Here is a 13,902-nt window from a genome sequence, read left to right as displayed (position 1 = left end):
GGAATCGGCATTCTTGTAACCGCGCTCGACGAACGCCCCCCGCCGCTCCAGCTCCGCCGTGACCGCCACCGTGCACCGGTCCAGCCGGCGCACCACGCCCTCGGCCATCGGCAGCGACGACAGCAGAGCCGCATCATCGGCATCGGCTCCGGCGGCAGCATCGAGCGCATCCACCGCCTCGACAAGGAGGCGGTAGGCGTCACGAAGCCGGTCACTGGACACGACACCATTCTACTCGAACAGATGTTTGATCAACTGTCACTCGGCGCATTCTCCCGACCGTTCGTCGCGCCGGGAGGACTCGAGCGAGAAACCGTTCGAACGGCGAAAGATTCGACTGCGCCGAACGGTACGCACCATATCGTTCGACGACCGAATGATGTGGCTCGCACGTTACGCGCCACTCCGTTCGTAGGCCGAACGATGTGGCGCCGAAGATCCCGCCCGAAAACAGCACCGAACGCCGGGACCGCTCCGCGATCAGCACCTGGCGACACCGGCCATCACATTCCCGCACCGACGACGTACCCCGCCTGTCGATCGCCCCGCTTCCGCGGAATCGACACCACTTCCGTACCGATCAACAGATCCAGCACTGATCATCTGCGCCGCTCGGCGGCGCGCACGTCATGGCTGTGCTGATCAACTCCGCACTGCGGTCCGCCCGAGCCCCGGACACCGGGGGGCCGCCGGTTCCCCCGCACAGCAGACGGCCCCGGCTCCACCGGAGCCGGGGCCGCCGCACGGGCCGGATGGTCTACCGGAACACGACGGTGCTCGTCCCCGAGAGCAGGACCCGGCGCTCGCAGTGCCAGCGCACCGCACGGGACAGAGCGAGGGCCTCGGCGTCGCGGCCGACCATCTGCAACGACGACGGGTCGTAGGTGTGGTCGATCCGGATCACCTCCTGCTCGATGATCGGCCCCTCGTCGAGGTCCGGGGTCACGTAGTGCGCGGTCGCGCCGACCAGCTTCACCCCGCGCCCGTAGGCCTGGTGGTACGGCCGCGCGCCCTTGAACCCGGGCAGGAACGAGTGGTGGATGTTGATCGCCCGCCCGTACAGCGCCTTGCAGGTCTCGTCGGAGAGCACCTGCATGTAGCGGGCCAGGACGACGAGCTCGGCGTCGTAGGCGTCGGCGGTGGCCAGCAGCTGCGCCTCGGCGTCGGGCTTGGTGTCCGCGGTGACGGGGATGTGGACGTAGGGCAGGCCTGCGCTCTCGGCCATCGGCCGCAGGTCCTCGTGGTTGGAGACGACGGCGACGATCTCCGCACCGAGGCTGCCTGCCCGCCAGCGGTAGATCAGGTCGTTGAGGCAGTGCCCGAGCTTGGACACCATCACCAGGATCCGGGCCGGGGCGCCGTCGGAGAACTGGTAGTCCATGCCGAACTCGGTGGCGACGTCGGCGAAGGCCCGGGACACCGCGTCGAGGTCGGGCTCCGGCTCCGCGTCCGAGCAGGTCACGTCGGCGCGGGTCCGCAGGAACAGCCGGCCGCTGACCGGATCGTCGAACTGCTGGTACTCGGAGATGTCGCACCCGTGCTCGAACAGGAACGCGCTGACCGCGCGCACGATCCCGGTCCGGTTCGGGCAGCTGAGGGTGAGAATGAAGGACCGGGTCACGGTGCACCTCCGGATAGCTGGAATACGACTGATGTACTACTGGTGGACACTGATGAGCCGACCGTTGTGCGCCGGATGTGCGGTCTACTCGATTACGATGCGGTGATGACCGCTCTCCCCGACACCGACGAGCCCGAGTACAGCTCGCTGGCCGGCAAGGCGTACGCGGCGATCCGGGACCGGCTGATCATGCTGGACATCCCGCCCATGACCGCGATCGACGACGTCGCGCTCGCCAGGTCCCTCGAGGTCGGCCGCACCCCCGTGCGGGAGGCCCTCAAGCACCTCGAGGTCGACCGGCTCGTCGTCTCCTACCCCCGCCGCGGGACGTTCGCGACCGGCGTCGACATCACCGACCTGGCCTACATCTCCGACATCCGGGTGCAGCTGGAGCCGCTCGCCGCGCGTCGTGCGGCGGAGTCCGCGAGCGCCGCCACGCTGGCCGGCATCGCCGAGCTGGCCGACGCGCTCGACGGCGTCGACGTCGCCACGCTGGACCGCGACACCCTCATGCGCTGGGACCTGCACGTGCACCGCGCGGTGTACTCCGCCGCAGGCAACCCGCACCTGGAGGACACCCTGATCCGGTACGACAACCTCGCGACCAGGATCTTCTGCCTGTTCCTGGACCGGATGTCGCACTTCGACCAGCACGTCGGCGAGCACGTGGACCTGCTGCGCGCCATCGCCGAGCGACGCCCCGACGAGGCCGAGGAACGCGCCCGCGAGCACGTCATCGGGTTCGAGAAGGCGATCCGCGCGGTCGTCTGAGCAGCCGTCCGGGACAGGGCGCCCCCTTCTCGGTACGGCCGTGGCCGCTCTCATCGCCGCAGCCGGTCCCGGACGTCGGCGACCAGGGCGTCCACCCGGAGGAGCAGGGCGTCGACGCCGTCGAGGGCGTCGGTGAGCTCGAGGCGGGCCAGCGGATCGACGATCCCGGCGAGCCCCGCCTCCACCTGCAGCCGGGCGGTCACCGCGGCGGCCCGCGCGGTCTCGGCCGCCGCCCCGAGGTCCCCCAGCACCCCGGGTACGGCGACCGGCAGCAGCCGTTCGGCCACACCGACGACCTGCTCCGCGACCCCCACGACGCGCGCCGGCACCCGCCCGGCCTCGACCCGTGCCGCCTGCCCGGCCGGATCGGAACGCGCGAGAGCCGCGCGGGCCCGGGCGTCGTCCTCGGCGAGGCCGAGCCCGACGATCCGGAGCTCGTCGGCACGATTGCGCACGATCCGCAGTGCGTCCTGGTCACCGGGCCGGACGATCCGCTCCCCCGCCGGCGACGTGCCCGCCGCGGACCCCGCACTCGCCGGGGATGACGCGGAGCCGTGCGCGCCCGGGGCGGCGGTGCCGGAGAGGGCCGCCCCACCGGCTGCGGCCACGGCGTCGCTGGCCCGCGCCGCCCGCCCCAGCAGGGCCGCGGCCTGGGCGAGGTGCAGGCCCGCCGTCACACCTCCGGCCGGGACCGGGGCGTGCGCGGCGAGGTCCCAGAGGAACCGGTCGAGGGTGTCCGAGCGCATGGCGCTCCTTCCTGTGGGTGGAACCCGGGAGCCTGTGGATGGGAGCGGAAGCCCGTGGGTGGGCCGGCCGTCAGCGGCGCATGCGCTCCATCGCCGGGTCCAGCAGCGGCTCCGCCGCGACCGAGGCCCGGACCCGCCGATCGAAGTACAGGATCTCGACGCTGCTGCCGACCTCGAGCCCCGCGGGCAGCCAGGCGTAGGCGACGGGGGTGCCGAGGGTGTGGGCGTAGGCGGCGGAAGTGACGTAACCGGCGGGCTCGCCGTCGACCAGGACCGCCTCGTGGCCGAGGACGACGCTCTGCCGGTCGTCGATCGTCAGGCAGGTCAGCCGCCGGGTGACCGCATCAGGGTCCATCGCCTCGACCGCGGCACGGCCGACGAAGTCGCCCTTGGTCTGTGGCCGCACCGCGAACCCGACGCCGGCCTCGTAGGGCGTGTGCTCGGAGGTCATGTCCGCACCCCAGGACCGGAAGCCCTTCTCCAGGCGCAGGCTGTCGAACGCGGCGCGGCCCGCGGCGACCACCCCCAGCGGACGCCCGGCGGCGTAGAGCGCGTCCCACAGCTTCTGCCCGTACTCCGCGCTGGTGTAGATCTCCCAGCCGAGCTCGCCGACGTAGGACAGCCGCATGGCCGTCACCGGGATCCCGGCGATCGTCGCGGCCTTGGCGCGGAAGAACTTCAGTCCCTCGTGGGAGAAGTCGTCGCCGGTCAGCGGCTGCACCAGGTCGCGGGCCAGCGGGCCCCAGACCCCGATGCAGCAGGTGCCGCCGGTGATGTCGGCGACCCGCACGCTCCCGTCGGCGGGCAGGTTGCGGCGCAGGTGGTCGAGGTCGAGGTGGGAGTTCACGCCGACCTGGAACCGCTCCGCACCGAGCCGGGCGACGGTGACGTCGCTGCGGACGCCGCCGGCCTCGTCGAGCATCAGGGTGTAGGTGACCGAGCCGATGGACTTGTCCATCTTCCCGGTGGTCAGCCGGTCCAGGAACTCCGTCGCTCCCGGGCCGGTGACCTCGAGCCGGGTCAGCGGGGTCATGTCGTACAGCGCGACGGCGGTACGGGTCCGCCACGCCTCCACCGCGACGGCCGGCGACTGGAACATCGCCGACCAGGCGTCCCGCGACGGCGGCCGCCAGCCGTCGGGCAGCTCCGTCTCCAGCGATGCGTTCGCCTCGTACCAGTACGGGCGCTCCCAGGCGTGCGAGGTCAGGAAGAACGCCCCCAGCTCCCGCTCGCGGGTGTGGAACGGGCTGACCCGGATGTCGCGCGGGGACACCCTGGGCTGCAGCGGGTGCAGGACGTCGTAGATCTCGACGAAGTTCTGCTGCGAGGTCTCGTCGACGTAGGCGTCGGTGGTCTCGACCTCGTCGAACCGATGCACGTCGCAGCCGTGCAGGTCCAGCTCGCTGCGGCCGTCGGTGAGCAGCTGCGCCACCGCCCGCGCGACACCGGCGGAGTGGGTGACCCAGACGGCCTCGGCGATCCAGAACCCGGCGACGTCGGCGGACTCGCCGATCAGCGGGCCGCCGTCGGGGGTGAAGGAGAAGACGCCGTTGAACCCGGTCTCGATCTTCGCCGTCTGCAGGGCGGGCAGCAGCTCACGGGTCTGCTCCCACTGCGTCGCGAAGTCCTCCTCGGTGAAGGGCAGCATCGACGGCTGGGCCGACTCGGAGACGTCGTCGCCGACCTCGGGCAGCTCGGAGATCGACACCGGCATCGGGCGGTGGGCGTAGGAGCCGATGCCGATGGCGTCGCCGTGCTCGCGGTAGTACAGGTCCGCGTCCTGGTACCGCAGGATCGGCATCGAGGCCTCGGAGCGCTCGTCGTTGCGGCCGACGAGCTCCTCGACCTGCCCGGTGCGGGCGTACTGGTGGGCCAGCGGCAGCAGCGGCACCCGCATCCCGACGAGCTCGCCCAGCTCCCGGCCCCAGAACCCGGCACACGACACCACGATGTCGGCGGGGATCGTGTCCCCGTCCGCGGTCTCGACTCCGGTGACCCGCCCGCCGTCCTGCGCGATCCCGGTGACCCGGGTGGAGCCGCGGAACACCGCGCCCCGGGACTCCGCGCGCCGGGCCAGCGCGACCACGGCCCGCGACGCCTTGGCCAGCCCGTCGGTCGGGGTGTGCAGCCCGCCGAGGACCCGGCTCGCGTCGAGCAGCGGGTGCAGCGCCGCGCACTCCTCGGGCCCGACGACCTCGGCCGGGACCCCGCGGGAGATCGCCCAGCCCCGCTTGCGGTGCAGGTCCGCGAGCCGCTCCGGGGTGGTCGCCACCTCCAGGCCGCCGACCTGGTTGAAGCACCACTCCCCCTCGGTTCCGTCGGGGCTGTCCACCGTCAGGCCCTTCAGCTTCTCGACGGTGTAGCCGGCGAAGGCGGTCATCGTCTTCGACCCGGTGGTCTGGAACACCAGGCCGGGGGCGTGCGAGGTGGACCCGCCGGTGAGCGGGAGCGGGCCCTGGTCGACGACGGTGACGTCGGTCCAGCCGCGCTCGGTCAGCTCGTCCGCCAGGTTCGTCCCGACGATCCCGGCTCCGATGATGACGACACGAGAGCTCGTGGTCATGGTGTCTCCTTGGTCGCGCTGTGCCGTGGGAAAGCTGTGCCGTGGGAAAGGGGTCAGAGGGCGGGGGCGGGGCGGAGCTCGGTGGCCGCGTCGAGCAGCCAGTCGGCGAGGTAGCCGGCGAACGAGCACCGGACGTGGATCAGGTAGTCGTCGCCGTGGCCGAGGGCGACCAGCAGGACGTGCGCCTGCCCCAGCAGGGTCTGCGCGCAGCGCCCGGCGGGGAACGCCCGCGGGTGCAGGTCGAGCGCGCAGCCGAAGGCGAGCAGCTCGCGGGCCAGGCGCCCGCGCAGCCGCAGCGCGACCCGCTGCCCGGTGACGTCGACGGCCGCACCGCCGTCGGCCGCCACGAGGTCGCGCAGCGTGGACTCGCCGGCGTGCGGTCGTGCGCGGCGGCTGGTGACCAGCCACTCGTCGGGACCCAGCCAGGCGATCTCGCCGTCCTCGGTGGAGGTCCAGGTGCCGGGCAGCACCGGCAGCGGGGCACCGAGCACCGCCTCGGCGACGCCGCGGGCCGGGCCCTCGGGGTCCAGGCGCAGGTCGGTGCTGCTGCCGGTCGCCTCCACCTCGACGGTCAGGTCGCCGCCGGTGTCGCGGCCGAGCGCCGCGAACGCCGGCTCGTAGGACACGAGCGGGTGCGACGCGCGCAGGGTCTGCAGTTCAGCCATCACGGCGGGCTCCTTCCGGGTCGACGAAGACCGTCCCGGTGATCTCGGCGGGCACCAGCGCGCCCTCGTACGGGATGTGCACGACCTCGCCGATCCGGTCGCGGCCGCCCTTGACCAGGGCGAGTGCGAACGGCCGGTCCAGCTCGGCGCTGCGGTAGCTGGAGGTGACGTGGCCGAGCATCGGCACCGGGGGCGGCGGCAGCGTGCCGTCGGCGGCGAACTCGACGATCTGCGAGCCCTCCGGCACCCGGGTCGCGCCGTCGGTGGGCAGCAGCCCGACCAGGTGCTTGCGCAGCGGGTCGAGGTTCTCCGGCCGGGAGAACGAGCGCTTCCCGACGAAGTCGGCCTTCTTCTTCGACACCACCCAGCTCATGCCAAGGTCCTGCGGGGCGACGGTGCCGTCGGTGTCCTGCCCGATGATCGGGAAGCCCTTCTCGGCGCGCAGGACGTGCATGGTCTCGGTGCCGTACGGGGTGATCCCCCACAGCGCGCCGACGGTGACCAGCCGCTCCCACAGGGCCAGGCCGTAGCGGGAGTCGATGTTGACCTCGTAGGCCAGCTCACCGGAGAAGGAGATCCGCGCGATCCGCACCGGCACGCCGTCGAGGGTGGTGTCCTGCCAGCTCATGAAGCCGAACGCGTCGTTGGAGGCGTCGAGGTCACCGAAGACCTCGGCGATGACCTCCCGGGAGCGCGGCCCGACGACCGGGAACGTCGCGAAGTGCTCGGTGACCGAGGTCAGGTGCACCCGCAGATCGGGCCACTCGGTCTGGATCCAGTCCTCGAGCGTCTCCAGCACCGACGCGGCGTTGCCGGTCGTGGTGGTGAGCAGGAAGCGGTCGTCGGCGAGCCGCAGCACGGTGCCGTCGTCGGCGACCATGCCGTCGTTGCCGCACATGACGCCGTAGCGGACGCGGCCGACCTTCAGGCTGCTCATCATGTTCGTGTAGACGCGGTCGAGCAGCTCCGCGGCGTCCGGGCCCTGCACGTCGATCTTGCCGAGCGTGGAGCCGTCCATGATCGCGACGTCGGTGCGGGCGGCGGCGCACTCGCGCAGCACCGCGGTGTCCATGTCCTCACCGGGCTGCGGGTAGTACCGCGGCCGCTTCCACTGCCCGACGTCCTCGAACACCGCCCCCTGCGCGACGTGCCACGGGTGCGCCGCGGTGGTACGGACCGGGTCGAACAGGTCGCCGCGCTCGCGCCCGGCCAGCGCGGCGAACGCGACCGGGGCGTACGGCGGGCGGAACGTCGTGGTGCCGAGGTCGCCGCCGGCCTTGCCGAGCAGCTCCGCGGTGATCCCGGAGGCGATCATCCCCGACGTCCGGCCCTGGTCGTGCGCGGTGCCGATCGTGGTGTAGCGCTTCACGTGCTCGACCGAGCGCATCCCGGCGCCGACGGCGCGCTCGATGTCGGCGACGGTCGCGTCGCGCTGGATGTCGACGAACTGGCGGGCCGGGTCCCCCGGGGTGCGCCACAGCACCGACGTCGGGGTGCGCGCGGGCTCCGGCTCGACGGCCGGCACGTCCGGGGTGCCGGGGCCGGCGCCCTCGGCGAGGCATCCGGCCAGGTCGAGGGTGCCGTTCGCGGCGCCGACCACCTCGGTGCCCGCGATCCGCTCCCCCGGCCGGAACGCGCCCAGTGCCGGGTCGTAGGTCAGGGCGCCGCGGATGTGGCTGAACAGGTGGGCGGTCGGCGTCCAGCCGCCGGAGACCAGCAGCAAGTCGCACGGCAGCGTCTCGCCGGAGCCGGTGAGCGCCGCGGCGACGGCACCGTCGGCGCCGCCCTCGCTCCCGACGACCACGGTGCCGGTCCGCACCACGACCCCGGCCTCGGCGGCCGTGGCGGAGCGCTCGGCGGGAGCCTCGGTACGGGCGTCGAGCAGGGTGACCGACGCGCCGGCTCGGGCGAGGTCGGTCGCCGCGGCGTAGGCGGCGTCGTCGGTGGTGAACACGACGACCTCGCGCCCGGCGAGCACGCCGTGGCGGTGCAGGAACTCCCGTGCCGCGGACGCGAGCATGATCCCCGGGCGGTCGTTGTCGGCGAACGCGACCGGCCGCTCGATCGCCCCGGCCGCGACGACGACCTTTCCGGCGCGGATGCGGTGCACCCGCTGGCGGGCGCGGTCGCGGGGCGCGTCGAAGCCCAGGTGGTCGGTCCGGCGTTCCAGTGCGAGCACGAAGCCGTCGTCGTAGTGGCCGAAGGCGGTGGTCCGCTGCAGGTGGGTGACCTCGGGGTGCTCGGCCAGCTCGGCGACGACGCCGGCGACCCAGTCCGGGGCCGGACGGCCGTCGACCCGGTCGGCCGGGAGCAGCGCTCCGCCGGCCTGCGGGCGGTCGTCGACGAGCACGACGCGCTCGCCGCGCCGGGCCGCGGTGCGCGCGGCGAGCAGCCCGGCCGGTCCCGCGCCGACGACGAGGGTGTCGCAGTGCGCCCAGCGCCGGTCGTGCCGCGCGGTGTCGGCGACGCCGGCGAGCCTGCCCTGCCCGGCGACACCGTGTGCGACCAGGCCGTCGTAGAGCTCGACGGCCGACGCGAGCAGCATCGGCTCGGGGAACGGCTCCTCGATCTGCACGAGCCCGGTCGGGTCCTCGGTCCAGGCGGCGCCGATACCGCGCGGGCGGCCGAGCTTGACGCTGCTGCCCAGCACGCGGACGCCGTTGGCGAGCAGCGCCGAGGCCAGGGTGTCGCCCGGGTGCCCGCGGTAGGGCACGCCGTCGAAGGTGAAGCCGAGGGTGCGGGTGCGGTCGACACCGCCGTAGCCGTCGACACTGCCGTAACCATCGACACCGCCGTAGCCGTCGACACTGCCGTAGCCGTCGACACGGCAGGGGCCCTCGGGACGGTGTCCGGTCATGTGCGGGCTCCCGGGGTGCTCGGGCGGGCCTCGCCGGGGCGGGACACGCTCAGGAACTCGTAGGTGCGGGTGTCACGGACGGCGTCGAACCAGCGTCGGCAGCCGGCGGCGTGGTTCCAGCGCTCGGCGAACGGTCCCGCGGGGTTGTCGCGGAAGAACACGAAGTGCGCCCACTGCTCGTCGGTCAGCGCGGCCGGGTCGGCGGGGTAGGCGACGTGCGCCTGGCCGCCGTAGTGGTACTCGACCTCCTCGCGGGGGCCGCACCACGGACACGGGATGAGTTGCATGGCGGTCTCCTGGGAAACGGTGCGGGTCGGTACGGCTCAGTGGGCGACGGCGGCGGCGCCGTGCTCGTCGACCAGTGCGCCGGTCACGAACCGGTCCAGGCCGAAGGGCGCGACGTAGGGGTGCGGCTCGTCGTTCGCGATCGTGTCGGCCAGGCACCAGCCCAGCCCGGGGGTGACCTTGAAGCCGCCGGTCCCCCAGCCGCAGTTGAGGTAGGCGTTGGCGTACGGGGTGCGGCCGACGATCGGCGACGCGTCCGGGGTGGTGTCCACGACGCCGGCCCAGCTGCGCAGCAGGTGCGCCCGGGCGAACACCGGGAACAGCTCGACCGCGGCGGCCATTTGGCGCTCGATGATGTGGAACGCGCCGCGGCGGCCGTAGCCGTTGTAGGAGTCCACCCCGGCACCCATGACCAGCTCGCCCTTGTGCGCCTGCGAGACGTACACGTGCACGGCGTTGGACATGACGATCGTCGGGTGCACCGGCTCCAGCAGCTCCGAGACCAGCGCCTGCAGCGGGTGCGACTGCAGCGGCGCGGCGACGCCGAGCTTGTCGAGCAGCGTCGAGGTGAACCCGGCGGCACAGAGCGCGACCTGCCCGCAGGCGATGTCGCCGCGCGAGGTGCGGATCCCGGTGATCCGCGCGGTGCCGTCGTCGACACTGCCCTCGGTGTGGAAGTCCAGGACCTCGCAGTCCTGGATGAGATCGACGCCTGCGGCGTCGGCGCGGCGGGCGAAGCCCCAGGCCACGTAGTCGTGCTTGGCGATGCCGGCGCGCGGCTGGTAGGTGGCGCCGTGCACCGGGTAGCGGATGCCGTCCGAGACGTTGACGATCGGGCAGACCTTGGCCACGTCGTCGGGGCCCAGCCACTCGGCGTCGATCCCGTTGAGCTTGTTGGCCTCGACCCGGCGGACCGAGTCGCGGACGTCCTGCTCGGTGTGCGCGAGGTTCAGCACGCCGCGCTGGGAGAACAGGATCGGGTAGCCGAGGTCGTCCTCCAGGCCCTCCCAGAGCTTGAGGGAGTGCTCGTAGATCCGGGCGGACTCGTCCCACAGGTAGTTGGAGCGGATCAGCGTGGTGTTGCGGGCCATGTTCCCGCCGGCCAGCCAGCCTTTCTCCAGGACGGCGACGTTGGTGATCCCGTGGTTCTTGACCAGGTAGTGCGCGGTGGCCAGGCCGTGCCCGCCGCCGCCGACGATCACGACGTCGTAGGAGCGCTTCGGCTCCGGGTTGTGCCACAGGAAGTCGGGGTGCTCGGGCAGGTGGGCGCCGGGAGGCTCGGTCCGGTGGTCCATGACGGTCACAGCTCCGGGTAGAGGGGGTGGCGGTCGGCCAGCGCGGTGACGCGGGCGGCGAGAGCGTCCAGTTCGGACTCGTCGGCGGCGGGCCGCAGGGCGCGGGCGACGACGTCGGCCACCTCGGTGAAGTCGTCCGTGTCGAAGCCGCGGGCGGCCAGGGCGGGGGTGCCGATCCGGACACCGGAGCTGACCATCGGCGGGCGCGGGTCGAACGGGACGGCGTTGCGGTTCACCGTGATCCCGACGCGGTGCAGCCGGTCCTCGGCCTGCTTGCCGTCGAGCTCGGAGTGGCGCAGGTCGACCAGGACGAGGTGGACGTCGGTGCCTCCGGAGACGACGCCGACACCATCCTCGGCGCGCAGCCGCTCGGCGAGGATCCGTGCGCCGGCCAGGGTGCGCTCCTGGCGCTCGCGGAACGCGGGCTCGGCGGCGAGCTTGAACGCCACGGCCTTGGCCGCGATCACGTGCTCCAGCGGACCGCCCTGCTGACCGGGGAAGACGCTGGAGTTGAACTTCTTCGCCAGCTCCGCACCGGCCAGGATCACGCCGCCGCGCGGGCCGCCGAGGGTCTTGTGCGTGGTGCTGGTGACGACGTGCGCGTGCGGCACCGGCGAGGGGTGCAGCCCCGCGGCGACCAGGCCGGCGAAGTGCGCCATGTCGACCATCAGGTAGGCGCCGACGTCGTCGGCGATCCGGCGGAACTCGGCGAAGTCGAGGTGGCGCGGGTAGGCCGACCAGCCGGCGACGATCAGCTTCGGACGGCGCTCGTGGGCGAGCCGCTCGACCTCGGCCATGTCGACGAGGTGGTCGCTCTCGCGGACCCGGTAGGCGGCGACGTCGTAGAGCTTGCCGGAGAAGTTCAGCCGCATCCCGTGCGTGAGGTGCCCGCCGTGCGCGAGGTCCAGGCCGAGGATCGTGTCGCCCGGCTCGAGCAGCGCGGCCATGACCGCGGCGTTGGCCTGGGCGCCGGAGTGCGGCTGGACGTTGGCGTACTCGCAGTCGAACAGCGCCGTCAGCCGGTCGACCGCCAGCTGCTCGACGACGTCGACGTGCTCACAGCCGCCGTAGTAGCGCCGGCCCGGGTAACCCTCCGCGTACTTGTTGGTCAGGACCGAACCCTGTGCCTCCATCACGGCCTGCGGGGCGAAGTTCTCGCTGGCGATCATCTCCAGCGTGCCGCGCTGCCGGGCGAGCTCGGCGGTGACCGCCGCGTACACCTGCGGGTCGACCTCGCTCAGCTTGCCGTTGAGCGCTGCGGCCGGGTCCCCGGTCTCCTGGCCGGAGTCGACGGCGAACGTCGTCATCGGGCCCTCCAGATATCATCTCGTGCGGACTGATATATCAACTGGCCGTAAGGCTGGCACGGCGGCGGATCTGCGGTCAATAGGCTGGTGGGAGCGGGATTCCCGCCTGCGCCGGGCGGTCGGGCGCGGACGCACCGACCCCCCAGCGCGGGCCGCTCAGCAGCGTTTCGCCAGCTCCCGGCGCCACCGGCCGAAGGGCCGGGGCCGGTCGATACCGAGCACACCGACGGGGTCGCCGGCCGCGTCGAGGAACAGCGCCAGCAGGCCGGCATCGGCCGCGGCCGGGTCGCCGTCCTCGATGCGCACCGAGCCCGCCGGGTCGCGGTGCCCGGCGAACTGGATGCTGTGCCCGTACTGGTCGGACCAGAAGTAGGGCACCACGTGGTGGGCGGGCAGCGCGTGCGCCCCACCCAGCAGCGCGGCCGCGGCGACCGCGGGTTGCTGCAGCGCGTTGGTCCAGTGCTCCAGGCGCAGCCGCGAGCCGGTGTAGTCCCGCTGGGTGGCGGCGCAGTCCCCGACCGCGACGACCCCCGGGAACGCGGTGAGCCCGGCGGCGTCGGTGACCACGCCGTCGTCGATCTCCAGTCCGGAGCCGTCGAGCCACTCCACGTTGGGCGCCGCCCCGATCCCGACGACGACCACGTCGGCGGGCAGCGTGCGGCCGTCGTCGAGCACGACGCCGGTGACCCGCGGGGATCCGGCGATCTCCCGGACACCGGTGCCCGGATACAGCGTGACGCCGTGTGCGGCGTGCAACCCGCCGCAGGCGTCGCCGAGCTGCTCGCCGAGGGCGCGGCGCAGCGGCCCCGGCGCCGCCTCGACGATCTCGACGGCCAGGCCGAGCCCGGCCGCGGTGGAGGCGACCTCCGCACCGACGAACCCGGCCCCGACCACGACGAGCCGTCTGCCGGGCTGCAGGTCGGTACGCAGGGCTCGGGCGTCGTCGAGGGTGCGCAGGGTGTGGACGCCCTGCGGGAGCTCGCCCGGCAGGGTGCGGGCCCGGGCGCCGGTGGCGAGCACGACGGCGTCGGCGGTGAGGCGTTCGCCGTCGTCGAGGGTGACGGTGCGGGTGGCGGCGTCCAGGGCGGTGGCCACGCGGCCGAGGCGCCACTCGATGCCGAGCTCGCCGTCGTCGGCGGTGGTGAGCGCGACGTCCTCGTCGGAGGCGGTGCCGCCGAGGTAGTCCTTCGACAGCGGAGGACGGTCGTAGGGCAGGTGCTTCTCGTCGCCGACGACGACCAGACGCCCGGTGAAGCCCTGCTCGCGCAGGGCCCGTGCGGTCGCGAGCCCGGCGAGGGAGGCGCCGACCACGGTCACGGATTCGAGCATCAGACCTCCGCTCCGGAACCCACGATCTCCGGCGCGGTGGCGCCTGCGGTGACGTCGAGCGCGGCGGCCTGCTCGGCCCCCGCGGTCTCGCGGACCCACACCCGGCCGTCCTCGACGAGCACGGCGTGCGTGCGGACCGGCGTCTTCGCGGGCGGGCCGCTCGGCCTGCCGGTGCGCAGATCGAAGCAGGCCGCGTGCAGCGGGCACTCGACCGCGCAGCCCTCGAGCCAGCCGTCGGAGAGCGATGCGTCCTGGTGGGTGCAGGTGTCGTCGATGGCGTAGAGCTCGCCGTCGACGTTGAACACCGCGATCGCCACCGTCCCGGACACACGAACGGACTCCCCGACGGGGATGTCGGACAGCTCGCCCACGAAGATCATGGTTCCTCCTGTGTTGCCTATCGCGAAACTCACCACGCGTTGCGCAACCAGAGAATGAGGCCGGGACCGGCGGCCGTCAACGA

12 protein-coding genes are annotated in these 13,902 nt (G+C 73.1%); 1 reads left to right on the top strand and 11 read right to left on the bottom strand.

Annotated elements, in window-relative coordinates:
* On the bottom strand, nt 1-222 hold a 222-nt coding region (locus ACLE50_RS21160; protein ID WP_410945355.1), incomplete at its 3' end, for a hypothetical protein.
* Between the two features lie 535 nt (nt 223-757).
* Nucleotides 758-1,621: a formyltetrahydrofolate deformylase gene (gene purU, locus ACLE50_RS21155; RefSeq protein WP_410945354.1), complete on the bottom strand. Its 864-nt coding sequence runs from the start codon at nt 1,619-1,621 to the stop codon at nt 758-760.
* A gap of 105 nt (nt 1,622-1,726) precedes the next feature.
* On the opposite strand from purU, the gene ACLE50_RS21150 reads away from it, so the two are divergent.
* Nucleotides 1,727-2,392 carry a GntR family transcriptional regulator gene (locus ACLE50_RS21150; RefSeq protein ID WP_410945353.1) on the top strand — a complete coding sequence of 222 codons (666 nt, stop codon included), beginning with the start codon at nt 1,727-1,729 and terminating at the stop codon, nt 2,390-2,392.
* A 50-nt stretch (nt 2,393-2,442) separates the two neighbouring features.
* On the opposite strand, the gene ACLE50_RS21145 is transcribed toward ACLE50_RS21150, so the two are convergent.
* The 9 genes from ACLE50_RS21145 to ACLE50_RS21105 form a co-directional block, all read right to left on the bottom strand.
* Nucleotides 2,443-3,138: a formimidoyltetrahydrofolate cyclodeaminase gene (locus ACLE50_RS21145; RefSeq protein WP_410945352.1), complete on the bottom strand. Its 696-nt coding sequence runs from the start codon at nt 3,136-3,138 to the stop codon at nt 2,443-2,445.
* A gap of 70 nt (nt 3,139-3,208) precedes the next feature.
* Nucleotides 3,209-5,701 carry a GcvT family protein gene (locus tag ACLE50_RS21140; protein ID WP_410945351.1) on the bottom strand — a complete coding sequence of 831 codons (2,493 nt, stop codon included), beginning with the start codon at nt 5,699-5,701 and terminating at the stop codon, nt 3,209-3,211.
* 53 nt (nt 5,702-5,754) lie between these two features.
* On the bottom strand, nt 5,755-6,366 hold the full coding sequence (locus tag ACLE50_RS21135) for a sarcosine oxidase subunit gamma (RefSeq protein WP_410945350.1): 612 nt from the start codon (nt 6,364-6,366) through the stop codon (nt 5,755-5,757).
* Complete coding sequence (locus ACLE50_RS21130) at nt 6,359-9,223, bottom strand: 2Fe-2S iron-sulfur cluster-binding protein (RefSeq protein ID WP_410945349.1); 2,865 nt, start codon at nt 9,221-9,223, stop codon at nt 6,359-6,361. The genes ACLE50_RS21135 and ACLE50_RS21130 overlap by 8 nt, the downstream gene beginning before the upstream one ends.
* On the bottom strand, nt 9,220-9,510 hold the full coding sequence (locus ACLE50_RS21125) for a sarcosine oxidase subunit delta (protein ID WP_410945348.1): 291 nt from the start codon (nt 9,508-9,510) through the stop codon (nt 9,220-9,222). The genes ACLE50_RS21130 and ACLE50_RS21125 overlap by 4 nt, the downstream gene beginning before the upstream one ends.
* Before the next feature lie 36 nt (nt 9,511-9,546).
* Nucleotides 9,547-10,803 (bottom strand): sarcosine oxidase subunit beta family protein, encoded by a 1,257-nt coding sequence (locus ACLE50_RS21120; protein WP_410945347.1) that lies wholly within the window; start codon nt 10,801-10,803, stop codon nt 9,547-9,549.
* A 5-nt stretch (nt 10,804-10,808) separates the two neighbouring features.
* Nucleotides 10,809-12,110 carry a serine hydroxymethyltransferase gene (gene glyA, locus ACLE50_RS21115; RefSeq protein ID WP_410945346.1) on the bottom strand — a complete coding sequence of 434 codons (1,302 nt, stop codon included), beginning with the start codon at nt 12,108-12,110 and terminating at the stop codon, nt 10,809-10,811.
* Nucleotides 12,111-12,266: 156 nt separating this feature from the next.
* Complete coding sequence (locus ACLE50_RS21110; protein WP_410945345.1) at nt 12,267-13,439, bottom strand: NAD(P)/FAD-dependent oxidoreductase; 1,173 nt, start codon at nt 13,437-13,439, stop codon at nt 12,267-12,269.
* A complete protein-coding gene (locus tag ACLE50_RS21105; protein ID WP_410945344.1) occupies nt 13,439-13,819 on the bottom strand; it encodes a bifunctional 3-phenylpropionate/cinnamic acid dioxygenase ferredoxin subunit in 381 nt (126 codons plus the stop codon). The genes ACLE50_RS21110 and ACLE50_RS21105 overlap by 1 nt, the downstream gene beginning before the upstream one ends.
* Nucleotides 13,820-13,902: the final 83 nt, after the last annotated feature.

Origin of the sequence: Pseudonocardia phyllosphaerae (assembly GCF_046546475.1) — a bacterium.
GTDB lineage: Bacteria > Actinomycetota > Actinomycetes > Mycobacteriales > Pseudonocardiaceae > Pseudonocardia > Pseudonocardia phyllosphaerae.
The sequence above is the reverse complement of the archived record's forward strand: the minus strand, read 5'-3'. Positions and strand labels throughout refer to the sequence as shown.